The organism is Sporomusa sp. 246TCP1, from assembly GCF_057319775.1.
The window spans coordinates 1,667,119-1,685,766 of sequence record NZ_CM170492.1; the positions used below are offsets into that span (position 1 = coordinate 1,667,119).

Annotated in this window: 21 protein-coding genes, 1 pseudogene and 2 other annotated features; of the genes and pseudogenes, 19 read left to right on the forward strand and 3 right to left on the reverse strand. The window is 43.9% G+C overall.

The features are described 5' to 3' along the window. Window positions 1-49 precede the first annotated feature (49 nt). The gene (locus AC1ECB_RS08300; protein ID WP_485668263.1) at window positions 50-880 is read right to left on the reverse strand and encodes a DMT family transporter; all 831 of its coding nucleotides are present in this window, start codon (window positions 878-880) and stop codon (window positions 50-52) included. Window positions 881-1,117: 237 nt separating this feature from the next. Between AC1ECB_RS08300 and AC1ECB_RS08305 the strand changes: the two genes are divergently transcribed. Next, window positions 1,118-1,777 carry a flavodoxin family protein gene (locus AC1ECB_RS08305; RefSeq protein ID WP_485668264.1) on the forward strand — a complete coding sequence of 220 codons (660 nt, stop codon included), beginning with the start codon at window positions 1,118-1,120 and terminating at the stop codon, window positions 1,775-1,777. Between the two features lie 70 nt (window positions 1,778-1,847). Here the strand turns inward: AC1ECB_RS08305 and AC1ECB_RS08310 are convergent, their stop codons facing one another. Then, window positions 1,848-2,528 (reverse strand): Crp/Fnr family transcriptional regulator, encoded by a 681-nt coding sequence (locus tag AC1ECB_RS08310; protein ID WP_485668265.1) that lies wholly within the window; start codon window positions 2,526-2,528, stop codon window positions 1,848-1,850. 131 nt (window positions 2,529-2,659) lie between these two features. Between AC1ECB_RS08310 and AC1ECB_RS08315 the strand changes: the two genes are divergently transcribed. After that, window positions 2,660-2,842 (forward strand): hypothetical protein, encoded by a 183-nt coding sequence (locus AC1ECB_RS08315; RefSeq protein WP_485668266.1) that lies wholly within the window; start codon window positions 2,660-2,662, stop codon window positions 2,840-2,842. A gap of 493 nt (window positions 2,843-3,335) precedes the next feature. Here AC1ECB_RS08315 and AC1ECB_RS08320 read toward each other — a convergent pair. Next, a pseudogene (locus tag AC1ECB_RS08320) lies at window positions 3,336-3,443 on the reverse strand (glycerate kinase); the annotation flags it as partial. A 119-nt stretch (window positions 3,444-3,562) separates the two neighbouring features. Next, window positions 3,563-3,823, forward strand: a binding site (T-box leader). 117 nt (window positions 3,824-3,940) lie between these two features. Here AC1ECB_RS08320 and trpD point away from each other — a divergent pair. The 17 genes from trpD (at window position 3,941) to AC1ECB_RS08405 (ending at window position 18,632) form a co-directional block, all read left to right on the forward strand. Continuing rightward, on the forward strand, window positions 3,941-4,981 hold the full coding sequence (gene trpD / locus AC1ECB_RS08325) for an anthranilate phosphoribosyltransferase (RefSeq protein WP_485668267.1): 1,041 nt from the start codon (window positions 3,941-3,943) through the stop codon (window positions 4,979-4,981). Between the two features lie 20 nt (window positions 4,982-5,001). Continuing rightward, window positions 5,002-5,595: a phosphoribosylanthranilate isomerase gene (locus AC1ECB_RS08330; protein WP_485668268.1), complete on the forward strand. Its 594-nt coding sequence runs from the start codon at window positions 5,002-5,004 to the stop codon at window positions 5,593-5,595. Next, window positions 5,585-6,355, forward strand: a complete 771-nt coding sequence (gene trpC, locus AC1ECB_RS08335; RefSeq protein ID WP_485668269.1) for an indole-3-glycerol phosphate synthase TrpC — start codon at window positions 5,585-5,587, stop codon at window positions 6,353-6,355. The genes AC1ECB_RS08330 and trpC overlap by 11 nt, the downstream gene beginning before the upstream one ends. Before the next feature lie 16 nt (window positions 6,356-6,371). Next, a complete protein-coding gene (gene trpB, locus AC1ECB_RS08340) occupies window positions 6,372-7,553 on the forward strand; it encodes a tryptophan synthase subunit beta (RefSeq protein WP_485668270.1) in 1,182 nt (393 codons plus the stop codon). Beyond that, a complete protein-coding gene (trpA, locus tag AC1ECB_RS08345) occupies window positions 7,550-8,341 on the forward strand; it encodes a tryptophan synthase subunit alpha (protein ID WP_485668271.1) in 792 nt (263 codons plus the stop codon). The genes trpB and trpA overlap by 4 nt, the downstream gene beginning before the upstream one ends. Continuing rightward, window positions 8,338-9,828, forward strand: coding sequence for an anthranilate synthase component I (gene trpE / locus AC1ECB_RS08350; protein ID WP_485668272.1), 1,491 nt, complete (start codon window positions 8,338-8,340; stop codon window positions 9,826-9,828). Before trpA ends, trpE begins: the two co-directional genes overlap by 4 nt. Window position 9,829: 1 nt before the next feature. After that, window positions 9,830-10,399, forward strand: coding sequence for an anthranilate synthase component II (locus AC1ECB_RS08355; protein WP_485668273.1), 570 nt, complete (start codon window positions 9,830-9,832; stop codon window positions 10,397-10,399). A gap of 186 nt (window positions 10,400-10,585) precedes the next feature. Then, window positions 10,586-11,701 carry a mechanosensitive ion channel family protein gene (locus AC1ECB_RS08360; protein WP_485668274.1) on the forward strand — a complete coding sequence of 372 codons (1,116 nt, stop codon included), beginning with the start codon at window positions 10,586-10,588 and terminating at the stop codon, window positions 11,699-11,701. 96 nt (window positions 11,702-11,797) lie between these two features. Continuing rightward, window positions 11,798-12,066: a binding site (T-box leader), on the forward strand. A gap of 37 nt (window positions 12,067-12,103) precedes the next feature. After that, on the forward strand, window positions 12,104-12,943 hold the full coding sequence (gene pheA, locus AC1ECB_RS08365) for a prephenate dehydratase (protein WP_485668275.1): 840 nt from the start codon (window positions 12,104-12,106) through the stop codon (window positions 12,941-12,943). A gap of 52 nt (window positions 12,944-12,995) precedes the next feature. Then, the gene (locus AC1ECB_RS08370) at window positions 12,996-13,232 is read left to right on the forward strand and encodes a YkuS family protein (protein ID WP_485668276.1); all 237 of its coding nucleotides are present in this window, start codon (window positions 12,996-12,998) and stop codon (window positions 13,230-13,232) included. A gap of 286 nt (window positions 13,233-13,518) precedes the next feature. Next, window positions 13,519-14,499: a 2-hydroxyacid dehydrogenase gene (locus AC1ECB_RS08375; RefSeq protein ID WP_485668277.1), complete on the forward strand. Its 981-nt coding sequence runs from the start codon at window positions 13,519-13,521 to the stop codon at window positions 14,497-14,499. A 317-nt stretch (window positions 14,500-14,816) separates the two neighbouring features. Continuing rightward, a complete protein-coding gene (locus tag AC1ECB_RS08380; RefSeq protein ID WP_485668278.1) occupies window positions 14,817-16,172 on the forward strand; it encodes an MATE family efflux transporter in 1,356 nt (451 codons plus the stop codon). Between the two features lie 82 nt (window positions 16,173-16,254). Continuing rightward, window positions 16,255-16,446: a hypothetical protein gene (locus AC1ECB_RS08385; protein WP_485668279.1), complete on the forward strand. Its 192-nt coding sequence runs from the start codon at window positions 16,255-16,257 to the stop codon at window positions 16,444-16,446. A gap of 163 nt (window positions 16,447-16,609) precedes the next feature. After that, window positions 16,610-17,782 (forward strand): M20 metallopeptidase family protein, encoded by a 1,173-nt coding sequence (locus AC1ECB_RS08390; RefSeq protein ID WP_485668280.1) that lies wholly within the window; start codon window positions 16,610-16,612, stop codon window positions 17,780-17,782. A gap of 54 nt (window positions 17,783-17,836) precedes the next feature. After that, on the forward strand, window positions 17,837-17,932 hold the full coding sequence (locus AC1ECB_RS08395; RefSeq protein ID WP_485669301.1) for a DUF3311 domain-containing protein: 96 nt from the start codon (window positions 17,837-17,839) through the stop codon (window positions 17,930-17,932). A 20-nt stretch (window positions 17,933-17,952) separates the two neighbouring features. Continuing rightward, window positions 17,953-18,099 (forward strand): hypothetical protein, encoded by a 147-nt coding sequence (locus AC1ECB_RS08400; protein ID WP_485668281.1) that lies wholly within the window; start codon window positions 17,953-17,955, stop codon window positions 18,097-18,099. A gap of 332 nt (window positions 18,100-18,431) precedes the next feature. Further along, on the forward strand, window positions 18,432-18,632 hold the full coding sequence (locus AC1ECB_RS08405) for a putative signal transducing protein (RefSeq protein ID WP_485668282.1): 201 nt from the start codon (window positions 18,432-18,434) through the stop codon (window positions 18,630-18,632). Window positions 18,633-18,648 lie beyond the last annotated feature (16 nt).

Genomic DNA, 18,648 nt, shown 5'->3' on the forward strand with positions numbered 1-18,648 from the left:
AGAAAAGGCTTTTCTTTTTACCCTAATTAAGTCATTTAGCTAGGCCGACTCATTGCATATCTGTTACAGTTTTGGGGTTCTTGCCTTTGGAAACATACAGACCAACCAAGATGGTAACTGCACCAATAAATTGGAACCAACCAAAGGTTTCTCCCAGGAAGAAGTAGCCGCCGGCAACGGAAAAAACAGGTGCCAGGTTGTTGTACAGAGAGGCTGTGGTGCTGCCGGCTTTGGCTGTTCCCCATACCCAAAGACAGTTAGCCAAGCATAGCGGAAAAATCCCTGAATATATTATGCTGGCCCAGCCAGGCCAGGGTACTGCTTGCCAGTCTACCGCGATAACTGATGGCAAGGATACAAGGGTAAACAGCCCGGTGGAAATCAGCAAAATATAAGCGGTAATTTGATAGGCTGAGTAAGTGGCTGACAATGGCCGGGAAAAGACCGTGTAGTAGCCATAACTTAACTGAGCAAACAAAAGTAGCCCAGCACCGATACTATGGTCTCCCGCAAGGCTGACTTCTGCGTTTGTGCCAGCTATCATCAGGGATATGCCGGCCAGCGAGAGGACGATACCTGCGAGGGTATGTGACTTGATGCTTTCAAGCTGATGAAAGTGGTTGATAATGGCGATACTGACAGGCAGGCAGGCCAAAATAAGTGAGGCATTACCAGCAGTGGTTAACTGCACGCCAAAGGTAAAAAAAAGTTGAAAACAGAAGAAACCCAGACTGGATATGGCAAGATTTTTCCAATCTTCGCGCCTGAGGGGTATCCATGTACACATCTGCCGTAAAATAAACCAGCCAACAGCTAAAGCAGCAAATAAGCGGACTGCATTGTACGGCATGGGTGGAATATGGATAAGTCCAATCTTCATGATTGGCGCGTTTATTCCCCAGAGAAAAAAGCAACAAGGACTAAGAGTAAATGTACACGCATCTAAACACCTCAATGTTACTATACAATAAAAATCGGGCGACTCCTGCCTAACATCCCTGTCTTCATATTTTTTTAGATTGTGTAAAGTACTTTACAACTATAATAAGAAAATTAGTATAATATATTTTTTAACAACATAGTTGTGATCAGCAGAATTTAAAGGAGGCAAAAAATAGTGAAAGTACTTGGAGTTTCAGGTTCACCTATTTCCAACAGTAATACCGACCGCGCTGTCAAGGCAATCTTGGATGCAACAGGATTGGAAACAGAGTTTATCAAATTGAGCGATTATAAATTCTCTGGTTGCATGCACTGTCTGAAATGTGTATACACGAATAAGTGTGCAATTACAGATGACGATGGTCCTATGCTAATTGAAAAAGCTAGGGAAGCAGCTGCAATTGTGATAGGAGGATGGACGCCTTATTCATCATTGGATTCACGTACAAAGGCCTTCATGGAGAGATGTTTTGCTAACAGGCATTTAAAGAACTATATGAAAGGCAAACCAGCTGTTTCCGTGATTACACATGCAGCGCCAGAAGAAAATCTTGAGTTGCCGCAGGCGGCTTCTATGGGGCAAAATTCCATCATGTATTATATGATGGAGGAAGGAATGAATTATCTCGGTGGGGTAAAAGTCATGGGGAATGTGCCTTGTATTAGATGTGGTGTTGGTGACACGTGTGAGATATCTGGTCTTAAAATGCTATTAGGTTCGACCGCCACGGTAGCAAAAGCCGGTGTTAACAATTTCGAGGATCAGCCATCAATGGAAGAAGCCAGTAGATTGGGCAGATTAATTACTGAGATACTTAAAAAGGAACAAAAATAGAAACATGCCTCTGCTAAAGTAGCAGAGGCATGTTTCTATTAAAAGATTATAATCCAGACTAATAATTTTCTTAAATGCCCCGATTCTGATACATCGTAATGCTTTTAGTAGGCAAGGTAATACGATGACCATCAATATGAACCAGATGCTCTTTGCGTAATTCACCTAACACATTTGTCACCATTACTCTAGAGGCGTTGACAAGGCTGCCGATATCCTGATGTGTGAGATCCAGTGCTATAGTAAGTCCGGCACCGGTTGGTGTCCCGTAGTTTTCCGCCAATCGGCAAAGCACACCTAGCACCCTGCCTTTTACGTCTTTAAAGGCGGTGTGGGACATGTGCTCAGTATACGCATTCATTTTTTTGCCCAAATATTGGACAATTTTGAGCGCCGTTTGGGGATTGCTTAAGAGCTTGACAAAGAGTTTCTTAGTGCAGCAGCATATAAATGTGTCTTCCATGGCTACGGCGTTCATGGTATGCACAGCGTTCTCTAAAAAAGTAACTTCACCAAAAATGTCTTCAGATTTCAAGTAGTCGAGCGTAAATTCCTTACCATCTTCTGATATCTTATATAGCTTTACCCTACCGGATTTAATGAGGTAGATTGAGTCTGCCTCTACTCCTTCAGTGAAAACCAGCTCATTTTTACGGTAAATTTTCTTAAGAGCGAGATCGCCAATCTGTTCTCGATCAGTGTGACTTAAAGCGGAAAAAATATCTAAATTTTTCATGCATCGTTGGGTCATAATCACTATCCTCCAATATGGGTAATTTTTGGGGGTAAACAAATTAGGTATTACGTATTTTTTCACCCGAGGTTGGATTATAAATATACTTCTTGTTTTTGACGTTTGGTGACAAGTGGCGAGATAAAATCATGCATAATAGTATTGTATCGATTTTATTGTATGATGTAAATAATTTATGTGATGATACCAAACAGGCGTTTAAAATGATAAGAAAACCGCTAGCGCGGCCTTTTAATCTTCAGCCAAAAAATAGTAATGCTATAGTCCACGATATCGTTATTCCTTTGCGTACTTTGAATACTTTGCGGTAACAATCTTTAAAATGGGAGGGGCTTGGCTTTTGGCTAGTTCTTTGGATTTGCACACATCAGATATTTGGTCAATCGAATACAAGGTGAGGGCCTTTTACTTTTGGCATTGCCCCAAAAGTAACAAAAGGTCTAGGCCCCACGCCTCCAAAAGCTGAAAAGCCAGGCGGTATTCCTAAAATCCGTAAACTCGCTACGCTCAGACAGTACGGATTTTTTTACGGAATACCGCCCGGCTTTTCTCCTGCGGAACGCTTTTTCCGGCAAAGGCCGAGGGGTTACGAGGGTTACTGGACGCAAACAGTATAGCCACCTGTTCCGAGTTTCGTATTTGACACCCCTTGTTTTATAAGACCTCCACGACTCTCAAAAACTTATACTTTATCTTATAAGAAAACCGCTATCGCGTCCTTTGGTTCAGGACCCATACAACAAACCACTTCTACCCTTCCCGTATCCCTTTGCGCTCTTTGTCCTTTGTGTTTTTACACCTCTGGACCGCCTGCGCCATACCGAGCCCGCCATCATTAGTTGCGCTGCCGCCAATACCAATAATAATTTTCAAGATATCCTGATTGAGCGCGGCTTTCATTAGTTGACCTGTATCATTGTACTAGCAAAGGGAAGTAGATTCAATTATATAAAATTATCAATAATGAAAATGAAAAATGGTCTTGACAATACAAAATTGATACGTTATAATAACTTTAAATTTACATACTGTAAATAGCTGTGAGCAGGACGAGTACATGTGTACACTTTAGTACAGCGAGCTGGTGACCGGATTTTCCGGAGGTGTGATGACCGGCCTTGAGAGCATATGGAATGGACCTGTGAGCTGCCCACCAAACGCAAATGCAAGTAGGCTGGGTCGGATGCCACCGTTAGCGGGCTAGGGTATCGGATGATTATATCCCGTACCTGAACAAGGGAAAGTGTTAGGCTTTTCAAATAGGGTGGTAACGCGACCATTTCGCCCCTGGGGTGAAATGGTCTTTTTATTTTCCGCCCGCACTTTCCAATTTAGGGTGGTACCGCGAACCATTTCGCCCCTTTTACGGCGAAATGGTTCTTTTTATTTTCTGAAGGAGGCGGAAGGTTATGTTAAAAGACTATCTTTCACAGGCAATTGCTGGTCAAGACTTCTCACGGGAGGAAGCCAAAGCGGCTATGCAGGTAATCATGTCCGGACAGGCCAGTGAAGCGCAAATAGGTGCCTTTTTAACCGCCATGCGCATGAAAGGGGAAACCAGCTTGGAGGTTGCCGGTTTTGCTGAAAGTATGCGTAGTCAGGCGCTGAAGGTAGAGTGCAGCTCAAATAAAATAATTGATACCTGCGGCACTGGTGGTGACAGGCAGGGGACCTTTAATATTTCAACAGCAGCAGCTTTTGTTTTGGCCGGAGCCGGACTTAATGTAGCTAAGCATGGAAACCGGGGTGTGTCCAGCTCCTGTGGCAGCGCCGATGTGCTGAATGCATTAGGGATAAAGCTGGAATTACCGCCTGAGGGCGTGTCTGAGGCTATTGACACGATTGGTGTTGGCTTTATCTTTGCTCCTAGTTTTCATCAGGCCATGAAGTATGCTGTAAAGCCACGGAAAGAACTTGGTTTTCGTACTGTATTTAACTTGCTTGGTCCGCTGACTAATCCGGCCGGCGCAAACTGTCAGCTTATTGGTGTGTATGATCAGGCGTTGACTACCAAGGTGGCTCATGCGCTTGCTGAATTGGGGGTAACAAGTGCCATGGTTGTGCATAGTCTTGATGGACTTGATGAAATATCAACAGCTTCGCCAACCCAGGTTGCCGAAGTACGCGGTGAGGAAATTCGTTCTTATATAATTGAACCAGAAGCCTATGGCTTTGCGCGGTGCACTTTGGCCGATTATCAAGGTGGCACGATCGAAGAAAATGCGCAGATTATTATCAGACTGCTTAAGGGTGAGCAAGGATTTAAACGGGATATCGTATTGCTGAATGCCGCTGCGGCACTGGTTGTCGCCGATGCAGCAGGCGATATTGAGGAAGGGATTGCATTGGCGGCCAAAAGTATTGATAGTGGTAGTGCATATACCAAGCTAGAAGCGCTAAAAACCTTTACACAAAACTACCAGGATAGGGGGGAATTGCCATTATCATAAAAATTTGTGGCATCAGCACAGTGGAAGCGGCGCTGGCCGCCAAGAAGTTTGGTGCTGATTTACTGGGTTTTGTGTTTGCTAGCAGCAAACGGCAGATTACGCTAGCGCAGGCACAGAAAATTTCCCGTCAGGTGTCAGGCATTGCTAAGGTAGGTGTATTTGTCAATGCACCACTAAGTGAAGTACAGTCGGTGGCGCGAGAGTGCCAGCTAGACTATGTTCAACTCCATGGCGATGAATCACCGGAATACTGCTCACAGGTTGGTTACCCGGTTATCAAAGCTTTCCGCATCAGCCCTGAATTTAGGGTAACGGCATTTGCTGGGTATCAGCCGGCATGGACTTTGTTTGACAGCTTTAGCGCCGGACAGCAGGGCGGAACAGGGATAGCTTTTGACTGGCAGCAAGCCAAGGCACTGGTGCAGCAAGCGCCAAGGCCACTATTGGCAGCCGGTGGTTTAACACCAGACAATGTGGCAGAGGCCATTCAGGTCCTTAAGCCGGACGGGGTTGATGTCTCTGGCGGTGTTGAAACCAATGGCGTTAAGGATATAGCAAAAATAGAGCGGTTTATTGCCGCTGTCAGAAGAACCGAGGTGCAGCATGTTAGATAAAATTGTAGTGCAGACAAGACTGGCGGTTGCGGCAGCCAAAATGGATGAACCGCTGGCGAAAATAGAAAATCAGGTAGTAGCAGGCAACTTTGCTTTTAGTGCTGCAATAAAAGAATCCAAATGGGCATTAATTGCCGAGTGCAAGCTGGCTTCACCGGCCAAAGGAACATTATGTAATAAGTACACAGTGCTTGAATTGGCGCAGATTTATGCCGGTAATGGTGCTACCGCCTTATCGGTGCATACCAATACTGCATTTGACGGCCATATCGACGATATTATCAAAGTAAAAGCAGCAGTGAAGCTGCCGGTACTGTGCAAGGAATTTATCATTGACGAATATCAGCTGTATACAGCCAGAGCAGCTGGAGCCGACGCTGTACTGCTAATTGCCGCTATATTATCAGATGCTGAGTTGGTGCGCTTTTTGCAAATTGCCAGGGAGTTAGGAATGGATTGTTTGGTGGAAGTGCATACCTTGGCAGAACTTATCCGGGTGCAGCAAACGGAGGCTAAACTGATAGGAATCAACAACCGGGATTTGCAGACTTTTACAACTAATATTGCTCAGACCTTCACGTTGTTGAAGCATTGCGAGCCAGACCGCGTGATTATCAGTGAAAGCGGTATTAAAAACAGGGAAGATGCCCAAAAGCTAAAAACGGCCGGTGTAAAGGGTATTCTGGTTGGTGAAAGTTTGGTTATCGCCAGTGATGTGGCGGCTATGACACGTGAACTGGCGTTAAGCGGTTCAAAATAAGAGAGGAGAGGTTACAATGCCTAATGAAAAGGGAAGGTTTGGACAATATGGAGGTCAGTTTGTGCCGGAAACAGTTATGCCGGCGCTGATTGAGCTTGATGATAATTATCGCAAATTAAAAGACGATCCGGGTTTTAAAGCTGAGGTAGAATTTTATTTTAAGGAATATGCCGGCAGACCGACCAAGCTCTATTTTGCCGATAATTTAACCAAGCATTATGGGAAGGGGAAAATTTATTTAAAACGGGAAGATTTGCTGCACACTGGTGCTCACAAGATTAATAATGCGATCGGTCAGGCGCTGTTGGCGCGGCGCATGGGGAAAAAACGCATTGTGGCTGAGACTGGAGCCGGGCAGCATGGGGTGGCTTGTGCTACGGTGGCCGCACTGTTTGGTATGGAATGCTGTGTATTCATGGGTGAGGAAGACATGGAACGGCAGGCTCTGAATGTTTTTCGGATGAGGCTGCTCGGAACCAAGGTTATACCAGTCACCAGCGGTACCGGTACTTTAAAGGACGCAACCACGGAAGCTATCAGATACTGGGTTACTAATATTCGGGATACGCATTATATTATTGGTACTGTAGCCGGGCCGCATCCGTATCCGATGATTGTCAGGGATTTTCAGGCAATTATCGGTCAGGAACTGGCAGCGCAGATTGTTGAAAAAGGGGAAAATCTAAAATATATAGTAGCCTGCGTTGGCGGCGGCAGTAATGCCATGGGAATCTTTTATCAGTTCCGGGATAATACCTCAGTCACCAAAATTGGTGTCGAAGCTGCCGGTAAAGGGTTAACTACCAACGAACACGCGGCATCGCTGACTCATGGCAAACCAGGAGTACTTCACGGCGCTTTAAGCTATTTGCGCCAAGATAGTGATGGTCAGGTAATTCCGGCTTATTCGATATCAGCCGGCCTGGATTACCCTGGTGTCGGGCCGGAACATTCCTTCTTCAAGGATGCCGGCAAGGTACAATATACGGCAGTTACAGACAAAGAAGCGTTAGCCGCCTTTCAACGGCTGTCACGGGTGGAAGGCATTATTCCGGCAATGGAAAGCTCTCATGCGCTCGCCTATTTAGAGCAGTTGATGCCCAAGACCGAAATAACAGATGCGATTGTTGTTTGTTTGTCTGGCCGCGGGGATAAAGATGTACAGATGGTATCAAATGTATTGGGGGGATTAGCATGAAGCTAGCAGAAAAAATGCAGGAATGTAAGTCATCTGGCCGCAAAGGTCTGATTATCTATATAACAGCCGGCTATCCTGACTATAATGCGACATTACAGGCCGTCAAGGCAGTAGAAGCAGCCGGTGCCGATTTGGTGGAGATAGGGTTACCATTTTCTGACCCAATGGCTGACGGTCCCATCATCCAGAAGGCGGCTGCGCAGGCATTAGCCACCGGGGCTACTGTTGATAAAACGCTCAAGCTGGTAGAACAGCTTACTAAGGAAACGAACATTCCCCTGGCGATTATGACCTACTATAATATCGTATTACAGTATGGGATTGACAAATTTGCCGCCGACTTTGCCAAGGCTGGTATCAGCGGCCTGATTCTTCCTGATTTGCCAATAGAAGAATCTGCTGTTGTTGAACCTGCGTGTCAGCAGGCGGGAATTGATCTAATCAGATTTATTGCGCCGACTACGACACCGCAGCGGTTAAAACCCATTTGCAGTCAGGCGTCCGGCTTTATATATTGCATATCAAATACGGGTGTTACCGGTGTGCGTCAGATTGACTACAGCCAGCTTGCGCCGCTATTGGCTGATGTGCGCAAGGAAACCACAGTGCCGCTGGCGATTGGTTTTGGTATCGGCACTCCAGAAGCTGCGTGTCAGGCAGCCAAATATGCAGATGCGGTTATTGTTGGCAGCGCGGTTGTGGATCGTTTGGCGAAACAAGGTGTTGCAGCTGTGCAGGAGTTTACCAGTACGCTTAGGCAGGCACTTGATAAGGGGGTGCAAGGATGAAAGCATTTCCCGAAAAAGAGGAATTTTGCCGGTTAGCGGTAACCTACTCTGTGATGCCGGTAAGTGTTGAGTTACCAACCGATATGGAAACTCCGGTTTCGCTGTATTATAAACTGGTAGGCGATGAGCCGGGATTTATCTTAGAAAGTGCCCAGACCGGCAAAAACTTTGGCCGTTATTCCTTCATTGGAACAAGGCCGTTGGCTACATTTACTGCCTATAGTAACAAGGCTGAACTTAGTTTTGGTGACTGTATTTTTAAAGAGCAGGGGCAACCGCACCTATTGCTTGCTGATTTTTTAAAACGATTTTCCATGCCGGAAATGCCGGAATTGCCGTCATTTGCCGGTGGTGCGGTGGGCTATGCCGCTTATGAATCAGTGGCTTCCTGGGAACGGGTATGTGGTCTAACAATACCAGATGACTTACCGCTCATTGAATTATTGGTTTGTAAATTTATCATTGTTATGGATCATCTTACTCATTGCACGCAACTGATTAATTTGGTACACCTTACCCCCGAGGTTCAGGATACGGCGGCGGAATATGAGCAGGCACTGCAGGAACTGGAAGAACTTGTGGCTAAACTCAGCCAGCCTGTCATTTTGCCTGATGACCAGTCCGCTCAGGACAGCCAACCCAATTTAACGGCTGAACTAAATGGTGAGGAGGACGAAGCTCTCCGTAAGCAGCAGTATATCAACATGGTAGAGCAAGCTAAAGAATATATCGCAGCCGGAGATATATTTCAGGTCGTGTTATCGCGTCCTTTCCATTATAGGTTGACCCAGCACCCATTTGCGCTATATCGCCGGTTACGACAAGCTAATCCGTCGCCGTATATGTTTTATATTAATTTTGGCGATAAGCAGCTTGTTGGTGCATCCCCGGAACGGTTAGTCAAGCTGGAGGATGGTAAGGTGCTAACTTGTCCGATTGCCGGTACGCGCCGCCGGGGCGAGACTCCGGCAGAGGATGAAGCGTTGGCTGCTGAATTATTAGCTGATACTAAAGAATGTGCAGAACACGCGATGTTGGTAGACTTGGGTCGCAATGATATTGGCAGGGTCAGCCTGCCAGGAACTGTTACGATTGACCGGATGATGGAAGTGGAAAAGTACTCCCATGTCATGCATATTGTATCAGAGGTATCAGGTCAGGTTGATCCAAAGTTTTCCGCGGTTGATGTGCTGGCCGCCTGCTTTCCGGCAGGTACGGTAAGCGGCGCACCAAAGGTACGGGCCATGGAAATCATTTATGAGTTGGAAGGCGACAGCCGCGGCCCTTATGCCGGTGCGGTAGGATATTTTGACTTTCGGGGCAATATGGATACCTGCATTACTATCCGCACATTAATTATTGATGGTCAGCAGGTTACTGTACGAACAGGGGCCGGGATTGTTGCCGATTCTGTGCCAGAGATGGAATACAAGGAAATCATGCATAAAGGCAGAGTTTTAATGCAACTCATTGAGGAGGCTGAGTGACATGATTTTGCTACTTGATAATTACGATTCATTTACCTATAATGTGTACCAGTATGTAGCCAATCTGGGCTATCCGGTGTCTGTCATCCGCAATGACAGGATAACGCTTGAGGAAATAGAGCGTACAGATTATAGCGGGATCATCATTTCACCAGGACCAGGAACACCTGCTAAGGCCGGGATATGTAAAGCAGTTATTGCCCGGTTTGCAGGCAAAATTCCAATACTGGGAATCTGCCTTGGCCATCAGGCTATTGGTGAGGTGTTTGGCGGCAAGGTTATTCGCGCACCACAGCCGGTACATGGCAAGGCTGAGTATATTATTCACCGGGGAAAGGGAATTTACAAGGATTTGCCCAAACCTTTTACGGCCGGTAGATATCATTCGCTAATTGTTGATAAAACCGGCTTGCCTGACTGCCTGGAAATTACGGCTACTTCACAGGATGGTTTAATTATGGGGCTTAGACATAAAGAATTCGAGGTAGAAGGAGTACAGTTTCATCCTGAGTCAATTCTCACACCCCAGGGTAGTAAAATTTTAGAGAACTTTCTTGTGAAGACAAGATAAGTCCTCCGAAAAAGTTCTTGAAAATTAAAGTAAAAACCCTTACAATATAATTAAGTTGGTTGTAGAATATATGACTTCCGGTACTTTGTCGATTAGTGGTCAAGGAAGGATAAACGGTCGAAATACTTGGCTTTCCAAGAATTTCGGCCGTTCATATTTTGAAAACACAGAGAGGAGTTAGCAAAGATGCAAGTTGGCGGCATACAAATACCTGATGAATTTTATACGATACTGGCATATGTTACAACATATTCTTATTTATATAAGTTAGCCGGTTCTATTTTTATCTTTTTTGTCTTTTGGGGATTCAAAAATCTATTTACTAACTATATCTTTTATTTTATATTGAATCTCATTCATAGGAACAAAGTCAATCCAGAGAATTCTTTCTTGATGGCTATAAGCAATCCTAGCAAGAATATGATCGTTCTTGTCGGAGTTTATCTTGCTCTGCAAAATTGTTTGCCGGGCACATTTAATTCTTTGCTGAGTAGTTTATTTAGATCAGGTATTATTATTTTATTTGCAAGTGCAATATATGGATTGATCAGCTATTATGCAGAAAATCAAGAAGAAATCAATCGAATCTTCAATCGCGAAGTTGATCGGATTCTAATACCTTTTCTTTCAAAAGTATTAAAATTTATTGTATTGGCGTTATCCTTTGTTACAATCGCTAGCACCTGGGGTTATGATGTAAATGGTTTTATTGCAGGCTTGGGGCTTGGTGGGTTAGCATTTGCTTTGGCAGCTAAAGACCTCTTGGCTAATATTTTTTCGGGGATTATTATTATAACAGATAAGCCGTTCAGTATTGGGGACTGGGTAAAAACAAGTGAGATTGAAGGAACGATTGAAGACATTAATTTCAGAAGCACCAAAATAAGGGCTTTTGACCAGGCACTGGTCACTGTTCCAAATTCAAAGCTGGTAAATGACCCGATTATTAACTTTACTAAACGCTCTATGCGCAGGATTACATTTCAAATCGGAGTGGTTTATAGTACACCCAGTTATAAATTGAAAGTATGTATTGCTGAAATTGAAAAAATTCTTCGGGTGCATCCCAATATTGATCAAAAAACGATATTTGTGAAGTTCGATGCTTTTGGGGATAGTGCATTGCAATTATTTTTGTACTTTTTTACAACAACCATTGTGTGGGAAGAATATCTCAATATCAAGCAGGATATTAATCTAAAGATTATGGAAGTCTTAGAAAATGAGGGTGTATCTATCGCTTTCCCGAGCACCAGTGTTTATGTAGAAACACCTGTTCAATATCACACCTTGGAAAAGTAGCTACTTAAAAATTAATGAAATTTGAGAATAATAATGCAGACTGTTTATTGGTACTTGAATAAATACCAATAGCATGATATAGTAGAAAAAATAGCAGTAAAGACTAAGAAGAGGAAAAGTAGGTATACTGATTTCTTCACAGAGAGCCGGGAGGCTGAGAAACGGCATGGATTGGTCTACTGAAGTTCGCCTTGGAGTTGCTTGCTGAAATCTGGTCTGATAGCAGTCGCAGATGGTAGGTGTAGCCGGAGACCTTCACCGTTATCAACGAAGGAGAGTATCGGTGTTTGCCCGTACTTTTTAAGGTGATTCGCCGTAAGGCGGATAACAAAGGTGGTATCGCGAGAGTTGCTCTCGTCCTTTTCAAGGACGGGAGTTTTTTATATTACTGGAGGGATGATTATGGTGAGGACAGTTGGTTATCTTGGCCCACAGGGAACATATTGTGAAGAAGCCGTTTTACATTTATATGGTAAAACAGATGTTTGTTTAAAACCGTTTAATGGGATTGATGATGCCATTCGGGCAGTCGGGTCAGGTGAAGTGGATGAAAGTATTGTACCTGTGGAAAACTCACTAGAAGGTTCTGTCAATATTACATTAGACACTATGGCTCATGAGGTTAATTTATATATTACCAAAGAAATTGTTTTGCCTGTTAGACATAATTTGTTAATGAAAAAAGGCAGTGAAGAAATTGCTGTCATTGTGTCTCATCCCCAGGCCCTGGCTCAATGCCGAAAAACATTAGGAAAACTGTATCCGAAAGCCAAACTCAAACCAGTTGAAAGCACTGCCGCCGCGGCCAGAATAGTGGCAACAAGTGATGGGTTGTGTGCGGCTGTAGGTAGTTTACGGGCCGGTGAATTTAATGGATTAACTGTTGCAGCAAGCAATATTCAGGATATTGCGTCTAATTCCACCCGCTTCATCGGTTTGCAGCGGCAGCCGATTGTTTGTGAACCGGGAAACTGTAAAACGACACTAGTCTGTCAAATTAACGGCGAGAATCCAGGTAGTTTGTATAATCTATTGGGGGAATTTGCCCAAAGACAGGTGAATCTAATGCGGATTGAGTCCCGCCCTGCCCGTACTGGACTGGGTATGTACATCTTCTTTTTCGACATCGAAGGCAGTGCATCAGAAAGCAATATTGCTGCCGCAGTTAGTGCGATTAAGGATAAATGCTTGTGGTATAAAAACCTTGGTTCCTACCCGGTCTATCATGTTGAAAAACGATAACGTAATGGAAGACTTATATTTGGGCAATAATAAGCTCGAAGGAGGTGTTCTTGTGGCAAAAAAGGTAGCTGTGGAAGATAATTTATCAACAATTAAGCAAGCACTAGAAAAGAATGGTTACACGGTTGTAAGTCCTACAAGCAAAGATGGTGGTATAATGGCGTGCGTAGTAATGGGTATGGATAACAACCTAATGAATATTCAAAATACTATTACTAAAGCCCCTGTTATTGATGCGACAGGTATGACGCCTGAGCAGGTAATTTCCCGCATTGAATCGCTTCAATAGTAAGTAAGGCCCTTTCGCTCCGGCGATAGGGTTTTTCTTATGCATAAAGTATAAGTTTTTTGAACCGCAGAGACGCAGAGTACGCAGAGAGAATGTCTCGATATACATCTCCCCTCTGCGCTCTCTGTATACTCTGCGGTTAGAGCCGTATCCTCAAGGGCGCGCCTAGCGCTGTTTTAATGCAGCTATGCACCTTTTGGAAATGAGTACAGATCTTGCGAGCAGGTAGAATAAAAATAATGGCGAAGTAAATGATATTGCAAGTAACATTCTATAAGTAAGGGCGGTGGACTTTTTGACCAAATATAAAGTTGTAATTACCGGAGAAATATTACCTTCAGCACTGGCGGCCATTGAGGAGCAGTGTGAAGTTTGCCAATGGCAGAAGTCAGCGCCGCCGCGCGTTGAAGAGTTAGCAAAGTGGCTGGAGGATGCTGAAGGGTTGTTTGTTACTGGCAATATTGCAGTAAATGAAACATTATTAGCGGCTACGCCCAAAGTAAGAGTGATTGCGCAATCGTCGGTAGGCTATGATAATGTTGATATTAAGGCCTGTACCAGCCGGAAGATTCCTTTTGCTAATACCCCTGGCGTGCTTGTTGAGGCAACGGCAGATTTGGCTTTCGGACTACTTTTGTCAGCAGCCCGGCGTATTCATGAAGGCTGGGATTGGGTACGGGCCGGGAAATGGCAAGCGGGACAACTGCCACTAGGCGTAGATTTGTATAATAAGACAGTTGGTATTGTCGGTATGGGAGCTATTGGTTCAGCTGTTGCCAGACGGGCTCAGGCCAGTGGAATGAAAGTCATCTATAATAACCGCCATCCCCGTCCTGACCAGGAGCAGCTCAAAACCGAGTATCGTACCTTGTCAGAGCTTTTAGCAACAGCAGATTTTATTGTTGTGCTTACCCCGCTGACTCCTGAAAGCCGGGGAATGTTCGGGGCGAAAGAGTTTGCTCAAATGAAACCGACAGCCTATTTCATTAATGCGGCTAGAGGCGGGGTTGTAGATCCGCTGGCTCTATACAAGGCGCTATCTGACAAACAGATTGCTTATGCAGCGCTGGATGTTACTGATCCTGAACCGTTGCCGGCAGAGCATCCTTTGCTAAAACTGCCGAATATTCTTGTTGTTCCACATATTGGCAGTGCGACAACCGAAACCCGTAACCGGATGGCAATGCTGGCAACTGAAAATCTCTTACTTGGTTTAGCCGGTAAACCCTTGGTGACTTGTGTAAATTTTGAAGTGAATTATCGTTAACCAAGTTTTGTTTATACATACTTTTTGTCCTGGATTGAAAGGTTAACTGTGAATTTAGAGATAAGCCGAATGCGGGAATTGCTTCGCCCTACCTCTTCTGCAATGATGGAGTTCAGAATTCATCATCATTACGGGTAGTCACGCGGCAATGCTCGTTTTTATTTTCCTCATTAGCTCTCTCGTTGGTAATTTTGCCCAGAATGAATTGCAGTAAGACGATAAATAGTATGAAAAATAATTGAATAAAATATTGCTATGTGTTGCAAAGATTATTATGGTTTATGGATGGATATAAATTCTATTTTATGGAGGAACGTATGGATCAATCTGGAGCCTTGGGGCAGAAAAAAATAAGTAAGCTATTATGGGAGTTTTCCCTGCCGGCCATTATTGGGATGGTAGTGAATGCGCTATATAATATTGTTGATAGTATCTTTGTTGGTAATGGGGTTGGTGATATTGGTCTTACTGCGGTAACGATAGCTTTTCCTATTATGATTATTTTAATGGCGATTGGTATGTTGATTGGTATTGGTGCTTCGACACTGATATCCATTCGTTTAGGAGAACAAAACCAGCATGAAGCCGAAGTTATTCTTGGCAATGCCTGCTGCTTGATGATTGTGGCTGTGTTATCGACTACTGTGGTTGCCCTTATCTATTTAGATCAAATTCTGGTGCTCTTAGGGGCAGAACCTAACGTATTGCCATATGCCCGCGAGTTTACCCGCATCATTCTTTTAGGTAGTATCTTTATGCATATTGGCTTTGGCCTCAATAATATTATCAGGGCTGAAGGCAATCCGAGAATGGCAATGGTGACCATGTTAATTGCCTCTGTGCTGAACATTGTACTAAATCCATTATTTATTTTTGTTTTCAAACTGGGAATAGCAGGATCGGCCTTGGCTACAGTAGTTGCTCAGGCAGCTGCCGCTGTATGGGTACTACGCTATCTTATCAGCGATCAGGGGGTTCTTAAGCTGCGTTGGTCTAATTTGCGGCTTGATAAAAATATTGTTTTTGGTATTTGCAAAATCGGTTTATCGCCGTTTTTAATGCAGATTGCTGCCAGTGCGGTGACCATATTATCGAATTACAGCCTGCTCAGTTATGGAGGAGAGCTGGCTGTAGCGGCATACGGGGTAATTAACAGAGTGGCAATGTTAATACTAATGCCTATATTTGGCATCAGCCAGGGTGTTCAGCCAATTTTAGGATATAACTATGGTGCTAAATCTTATGAGCGTGTAATTGAAGTCGTGAAGCTTGGTACATATGCGGCTACCTTGGTATCGGTAATTGGTTTTGTGGTAACACAACTTTTTTCCAGCCAGATTATCCGGTTATTTAATAACAATCCGGAGCTCATTGCACTAGGCGCAAATGGAATTGAAACTTCTTTGATTATGCTGCCGCTGATCGGGTTCCAAATCATCGGAGCTAGTTATTTCCAGGCAACTGGCAAGGCCGGATATGCCATTTTTCTTAGTATGTCACGGCAGGTGATTATCTTAATCCCGGCACTTATTATCTTACCTCAATTTTTTGGTTTAGAAGGAATATGGTTGACAATGCCGGTATCTGATGTCATTTCATCACTGTTTACTGGGAGTTTTTTATGGCTGGAACTTCGCCGAATAACTCCTAAACTATTGGGAAATAATTCTTAAACAAAAGCGGCAAATTAGCCGCAGGAACTAATCTATAGGAGACGAATATTACCTGTAGTAATAGTAAGAAAGGCTGGTGGATATGAAAAGAAGGTTGCTTGTTGCCATTCTTTCCATAGCTGTCTTGACTATGGCGACTACGCCGGTAGAGGCGGCTAAACTGAGTGATCAGGAGACAAATTTAACCCCAGTGAAGGCTGATGCCAAGAGGGTAGAAAAACTTCGTCACGGTTATATTACATATGATAAAAATAAAATGTATTATTATTGGTAAAATTCATACGTTGTAGCAAGGCTGGACCGCAGGGTTTTAGCCTTTATTTTTTGCCTTGAATATCGAATAGATTGATAAATTAAGGTAATATGCAGGAGTTGTAGTAGTATTTGTATAAAATACAATGTTGACTAATTTTCAAAAACAAGAAAGGGCGATACATATGAACAAACATATTCATGAATTAGTAAAAGATGGTAGCGACTATGTCATTAAGCTGCGGCGGCATTTTCGAGCCTTTCCAGAACTTGGTGGTCAAGAGGTTGAAACTCAAAAGAAAATTATCGCCGAACTCACGGCAATGGGATTAAATCCCCGTTTAGCTGCTGGTACTGGTGTTATTGCTGAGATTAAAGGAGGCCGACAGGGAAAAACGGTTGCCATTCGCGCCGATATTGATGCCTTGCCGATTCAAGATGAAATTGATCAGCCGTACCGCTCATGTAATGCGGGGCGTTGTCATGCCTGCGGCCATGATGGTCACACAGCTGTGCTGCTGGGGATCGCGAAAGTATTTAGTGCAATTAAGGAAGAACTGCCTGGTACTGTCAGACTGCTGTTCCAGCCAAGCGAGGAAAAGTTTCCGGGTGGTGCGATAGCGATGATTGCTGATGGCGCAGTGGAGGGAGTGGATGCTGTAATTGGGGCGCATCTGTGGCAACCGTTCGCAGTGGGGACCATGGGGCTAACATATGGGCCGATGATGGCTTCTCCTAATAATTTTACTATTACTATAAAGGGTTCTGGCGGCCATGGTTCTATGCCACATCAGACGATTGATCCACTGTATGTTGGCGCACAAATTGTATTAGCATTAAAGACGATTACCGGCAATCTTGTGAATGCTAATGAACTGGCAGTATTATCACTAGGGGGCTTTAACGCCGGTGACACTTTTAATATCATACCTGACTCAGCTATTTTGAAGGGAACCGTACGGACATTTGCGCAGAATACCCGGGAGACAATCTTTGCTGCGATTGACCGGATGTGCAGCGGTATTTGCGCCGCCGCCGGTGCAAACCATATCTTAGATTGCTATTATGGTTACCCACCTGTTATTAATAATCCGGAGGTAGCTAAGGTTGTCGCCAAGTCGGGGGAAGCCGTATTGGGTAAGACGGCTGTTTTTGAGATGAGTCCAACGATGGTTGCCGAGGATTTTTCCTATTATCAGCAACAAGTGCCAGGCTGTTTTATGTTCATTGGTGTTGGTAATAAAGACAAGGAAATTGTCTATCCTCACCATCACCCTAAGTTTGACATGGATGAAAGTGGATTTAGTCATGGAGTGGAGATTATGGTAGTTTCTGCATTGAATTTACTACAGGCGTGATTTGGGAAATAAGGAGATGTTTCATTTGAGTCCGGTAAAATTAGTTTAACGCTAATTCCTTTTATTTGGACAATTGGCATGATTCCCTTCGTTAACCGTGTTAAACCTTTTGTTTTTGGGCTGCCATTCTTAGCCTTTTGGCTTGTATAATAATAAAGAGGGAACGTTGAATGAATATTATAGAAACCTGCTCTTATGGGCAAATTACCAGGGTAAAGGCCATGCTGATAGCCTTTACTATGGTGGCTTTGTTTGTATATATTAGTGGTTTAAAAGGGGTTGCAACCACCGCGGCCATTAAAGATGTGTTTGTGTAAATGATGATTGCTGTCGTATTTTTTGGCTTATATCTGCCCATTCATTTTTTTGGCAGCTTTGGCGTCATGTTTGAAGCTTTTCATTGTCTTTGTGGTAGTCAGCATGTTGACTGCCAGTGTTAAAACTGATCAGTCCGGTTCTGCTAGTATGAAGAATTTTTAACTGCGACGGCAGGCAGTAGCCCGGACTTATGTCCGGGCTACTATTTTTTATTTTTAGCAGGAATACAGCTAAGTTTGGAGAACAAAGTTTAGTAATTAGCTTTATTGTCATTATTAAATTAATGCGGTTAGTGGTTTATTATTAGAGAGAAGCTAATAGGAGGATACTTATGTGGACCGTAGTATATATAGCTTCTAATCGGGCACAGGCCGAAAAATTTAAAAACGTGCTGTGTAATGAAGGGGTGCTCGCCGATATACGCCCGGCGGGACTGGTTTCAGCCTTAGGCGATGGCTTGTATGAAATTATGGTTTTAGAATCAGAAGCCGATGAAGCACATGCTATTTTATGTCAATATGTAATACGCTAAGCAGTAGTAAGGCTGA